Source organism: Streptomyces sp. NPDC047017 (assembly GCF_040644175.1).
GTDB lineage: Bacteria > Actinomycetota > Actinomycetes > Streptomycetales > Streptomycetaceae > Streptomyces.
Genome location: NZ_JBEYVW010000046.1, coordinates 1 through 4,200 on the forward strand (window position 1 = coordinate 1; position 4,200 = coordinate 4,200).

General features: G+C 71.8%; 4 protein-coding genes. 2 read left to right on the forward strand and 2 right to left on the reverse strand.

What is annotated here, in order from left to right:
- A partial coding sequence (locus ABZ858_RS37055) for a maltotransferase domain-containing protein (RefSeq protein ID WP_361389386.1) occupies positions 1 to 587 on the reverse strand: 587 nt, incomplete at its 3' end.
- Between the two features lie 78 nt (positions 588 to 665).
- Positions 666 to 980 (reverse strand): DUF5133 domain-containing protein, encoded by a 315-nt coding sequence (locus ABZ858_RS37060; RefSeq protein WP_361389389.1) that lies wholly within the window; start codon positions 978 to 980, stop codon positions 666 to 668.
- A gap of 352 nt (positions 981 to 1,332) precedes the next feature.
- Between ABZ858_RS37060 and ABZ858_RS37065 the strand changes: the two genes are divergently transcribed.
- Both ABZ858_RS37065 and glgX read left to right on the forward strand, forming a co-directional pair.
- Positions 1,333 to 1,845 (forward strand): pep a2, encoded by a 513-nt coding sequence (locus tag ABZ858_RS37065; protein WP_361389392.1) that lies wholly within the window; start codon positions 1,333 to 1,335, stop codon positions 1,843 to 1,845.
- Complete coding sequence (glgX, locus tag ABZ858_RS37070) at positions 1,842 to 3,995, forward strand: glycogen debranching protein GlgX (RefSeq protein ID WP_361389395.1); 2,154 nt, start codon at positions 1,842 to 1,844, stop codon at positions 3,993 to 3,995. The genes ABZ858_RS37065 and glgX overlap by 4 nt, the downstream gene beginning before the upstream one ends.
- The last annotated feature ends 205 nt before the right edge of the window (positions 3,996 to 4,200 follow it).

The window sequence follows — 4,200 nt, forward strand, 5'->3', positions numbered from 1 at the left end:
TGGAGAGGCAGCGGATCGGAGGCGGTGACCAGCTCACGCAGCGGATGGCGGGCCAGGACCGCGTCCACCTCCGGCGTCAACGCCGCCGCGAGCCGGGTCATCACCGGCAGCGAGTCGTCCTGCATCACCCGTACGGCGGACAGCAGTGTCTCCCGCTCCGTCCCCCGCGGCACCCCCGCCGCCGCCCGCGCGTGCAGCTCGGCGCCCTCCTCCAGCACCAGGCCGGTGTCGATCCCGGCCGGGACCTTCACGGAGGCGGTGTGCCGCCAGGTGGTGACGGGGTCGCTCCACGTCTCCACGTGGTAGGTCCAGCGGCCCGGTGCCCCGGGCGTCACCTCGGCGCCCCAGCGGTCGGAGCCGGGCGCCAGCTCACGCATCGGCGTCCAGGGGCCGGGCCGGCCCTCGGGGTCCGCCAGCACCACATCGGCGGCGACCGCGTCATGCCCCTCGCCGAACACGGTGGCGGTGACCTGGAACGTCTCGCCCACCACCGCCTTGGCCGGGCGCCTGCCGCACTCCACGGCCGGGCGCACATCCCGTACGGGGATGCGGCCGATGGCCGAGGCAGGACTCGGGGTCGAACTCATGGGTGTCACCTCCACCGTGCTAGAGGCCGGGCTCACGCCCGGCCGGGAACCATGTACCTCTCGTGCGCGCCGCGGACCCTAGGCCCCGGCGGGGGAGCGATGCTCCGGGGCCGTCCGGCGCCGGGTCCGCCCGGGGGCGACGCCCCTGCGCGAGCAGGGCGGCCGGCCGCCCTGCTCGCGCAGGTAGGTGGCGGGACCGGTGCGCAGGTAGCGCTCCGCGGCGTCCGCCGCCTCCCGGGCGCAGCGCTTGCCCATCAGCACGCACAGGGTGTAACCCGAGTCCTCGAACGTCGCCCGCACCCTGCGGTCGTCGGGAGACGCGAGCATCAGGCGTTCCCACGCCCGGTAGTGCCGCAGATGCCTGGCGACTTCGGCTGTGGCGGGTAGCAGCATGGCGCCGTTCACCTTTCGGAAGCGCTCGACGGGCTCGTTTCCCCGACGTCCGGGCGGTGGCCGCGCACGCGGAGGCACGCGTCCCGTTCACGGCGCTCGATCGAGACTTTCACTCATGGTGCACGTTCAACGACATACCGTCCTGTTGGAACTTCAACCAGCGTCCCCGCCGGTCCCGGCACCCGCTCGTCATCCGTCCGCCGCCCGGGCGCCGCCTGTTCGTGTTGCACGAATGGCGTAGCACCCGCACTGTGGATCTGACTCAGAGGCAACACACGCTCACGCTTAGTGCTCGGGGACCCGGCCCGCAAGGGCGGGGAAGGGGCGCGGGCCTCGCCGGTGAGGAGCCACGATGAAGACCGCAGTGCCCTGCTACTACCACCTCGACGTGGAAGTCAGCCCGGAACGGGTCGGACAGGTCAGGCGCATCCTGGCCGCGCACCTGAGGTTCTGGGACCTGGAGGACCTCGTCGAACCCGTCTGCGGCGGCGCCGAGATGCTGCTGAAGGCGATCGACGAACACGCCAGGGACAAGCACACGTCCATCGAGATGTGGTGGACGGGCCAGCACCTGATCACCGCCGTCGCGGAGAACAACCACGATCTGCGCCCCGACCAGGACCTGCGCACCTGCCTGGCCCGGATCGCGGCGACCAGCGACGGCTGGGGCTGCTGCGCGGCCGCGACCGGAGCCAAGGTCATCTGGTTCTCGCAGCGGGCCCGCGCCGGGGTGCGCGTCCCGCTGGTCCCGAAGGCTCCCGCCCCGAGCCTGCGCGAGGGCCTCAAGCCGCCCCGCGCCCTGCCGGTGACCGCGCTCGCCTCACCGCTCACGCTTCCCGGCGGCGTACTGGAGGGGGCCCGGTGACCCGGCGCCAAGGACGGGGAAAGGGGGTGCCCGTGCCCGTGTGGAGCGGGTACCCCTACCCGCTGGGCGCCGCGTACGACGGGGAAGGCACCAACTTCGCGCTGTTCAGCGAGGTCGCCGAGCGCGTCGAACTCGTCCTCGTGGACGACGCCGGCATCCACCGTCAGGTGCCGCTGGCCGAGGCCGACGGCTTCGTGTGGCACGGCTACCTGCCCGGCATCGGGCCGGGCCAGCGCTACGGCTACCGGGTGCACGGGCCCTGGCACCCGCCGGCCGGCCACCGCTGCAACCCGAAGAAGCTGCTCCTGGACCCCTATGCCAGGGCGGTGGACGGCAGGATGGACGACCATCCCTCGCTCTACGAGCGTGCCCCGCACGGCCCGGACCCCGCCGACAGCGCCGGGCACACCATGCTCGGCGTGGTCACCGACCCGGCCTTCGACTGGGGCGGCGACCGCCCGCCCCGGCGCGCGTACTCCGACACCGTCGTCTACGAGGCGCACGTGCGCGGCCTGACCCGCACCCACCCCGACGTACCGCCCGAACTGCGCGGCACCTACGCGGGCCTGGCCCACCCCGCGGTGATCGAGCACCTGACCTCGCTGGGCGTGACGGCCGTCGAGTTGATGCCGGTCCACCAGTTCGTGCACGACGGCGTGCTCCAGGGCCGCGGCCTGTCCAACTACTGGGGCTACAACACCATCGGCTTCTTCGCGCCGCACAACGACTACGCCGCCCACGGCAGCCGCGGCCAGCAGGTCGCCGAGTTCAAATCGATGGTCAAGGCGCTGCACGCGGCCGGCCTCGAAGTGCTCCTCGACGTGGTCTACAACCACACCGCCGAGGGCAACGAGAAGGGCCCCACGCTGTCCTTCCGGGGCATCGACAACTCCTCGTACTACCGCCTGGTCGACGGCGACTGGGGGCACTACTACGACACCACGGGCACCGGCAACAGCCTGCTGATGCGCCACCCCTACGTGCTCCAGCTGATCATGGACTCGCTGCGGTACTGGGTCACCGAGATGCACGTGGACGGCTTCCGCTTCGACCTCGCGGCCACCCTGGCACGGCAGTTCCACGAGGTGGACCGGCTCTCCGCGTTCTTCGACCTGATCCAGCAGGACCCGGTGATCAGCCGCGTCAAGCTGATCGCGGAGCCCTGGGACGTGGGGGAGGGCGGCTATCAGGTGGGCAACTTCCCGCCGTTGTGGTCGGAGTGGAACGGCCTGTACCGGGACGCCGTACGGGACTTCTGGCGCGGCGAGGAGCACACCCTCGGCGACTTCGCGTCCCGGCTGACCGGCTCCTCCGACCTGTACGCCCACAACCGGCGCCGCCCCCGGGCCAGCGTCAACTTCGTCACCGCGCACGACGGTTTCACGCTGCGCGACCTCGTCTCGTACAACGACAAGCACAACGAGGCCAACGGCGAGGACAACCAGGACGGCGAGAGCACCAACCGGTCCTGGAACTGCGGCGCGGAGGGCGACAGCGACGACCCGGCCGTCCTCGAACTGCGCGCCCGCCAGCAGCGCAACTTCATCGCCACCCTGATGCTCTCCCAGGGCATCCCCATGCTCTGCCACGGCGACGAGCTGGGCCGCACCCAGGGCGGTAACAACAACGCCTACTGCCAGGACGACGAGGTCTCCTGGATCGACTGGCACCTCACCGCCGAGCAGCGGGAGCTGGCGGACTTCACCCGCCGGGTCATCGGCCTGCGCACCGCCCACCCGGTGCTGCGCCGCCGCCGCTTCTTCCAGGGCGAGACGGCCACCCGCGACGACCAGCCGCTGCCCGACCTGGTGTGGATGCTGCCGGACGGCCGGGAGATGGCGGAGGAGGACTGGCAGCGCTCCGACGCGCACTCCGTCATGGTCTTCCTCAACGGCGACGCCATCGCCGAGCCCGACCCGCAGGGCCGGCGCGTGCTCGACGACTCGTTCCTGCTGCTGCTCAACGGCTACTGGGAGCCGGTCGACTTCCGGCTGCCAGGCCCCGCCTACGCGGACCGCTGGACGACCGTCATCGACACCGCCGAGCCGCGGGGCGCGCCGGACGAGGCGGAGCACAAACCCGGCGGCGACCTGCGCGTGGCCTCACGCGGCCTGGTCCTGCTCTCCCGCCCGCCGCGAACGACCCGCTGAGCGTACGGCTGCGGCCCCACCCCTGGTGCTTCTGTTCTAGTGGTCGTCGCAACACCTCAGCTCAGGGGATGCGATGGACTTCAAGATTCGGGAGGACCGGGGGCAGGCGCCAGGCCGCAAGGCCCTGGTCCGTGAGCGGGAGGAATACTTCCGGCTCATGGACCAGGGCGTCAGCAGCATGGAGGCTTGCCGGATCGTCGGCATC

What these genes read in the sequence shown, in the direction of transcription:
- ABZ858_RS37060 (WP_361389389.1), bottom strand. Translation starts at nt 980, where the DNA reads ATGCTGCTACCCGCCACAGCCGAAGTCGCCAGGCATCTGCGGCACTAC.
- ABZ858_RS37065 (WP_361389392.1), top strand. Translation starts at nt 1,333, where the DNA reads ATGAAGACCGCAGTGCCCTGCTACTACCACCTCGACGTGGAAGTCAGC.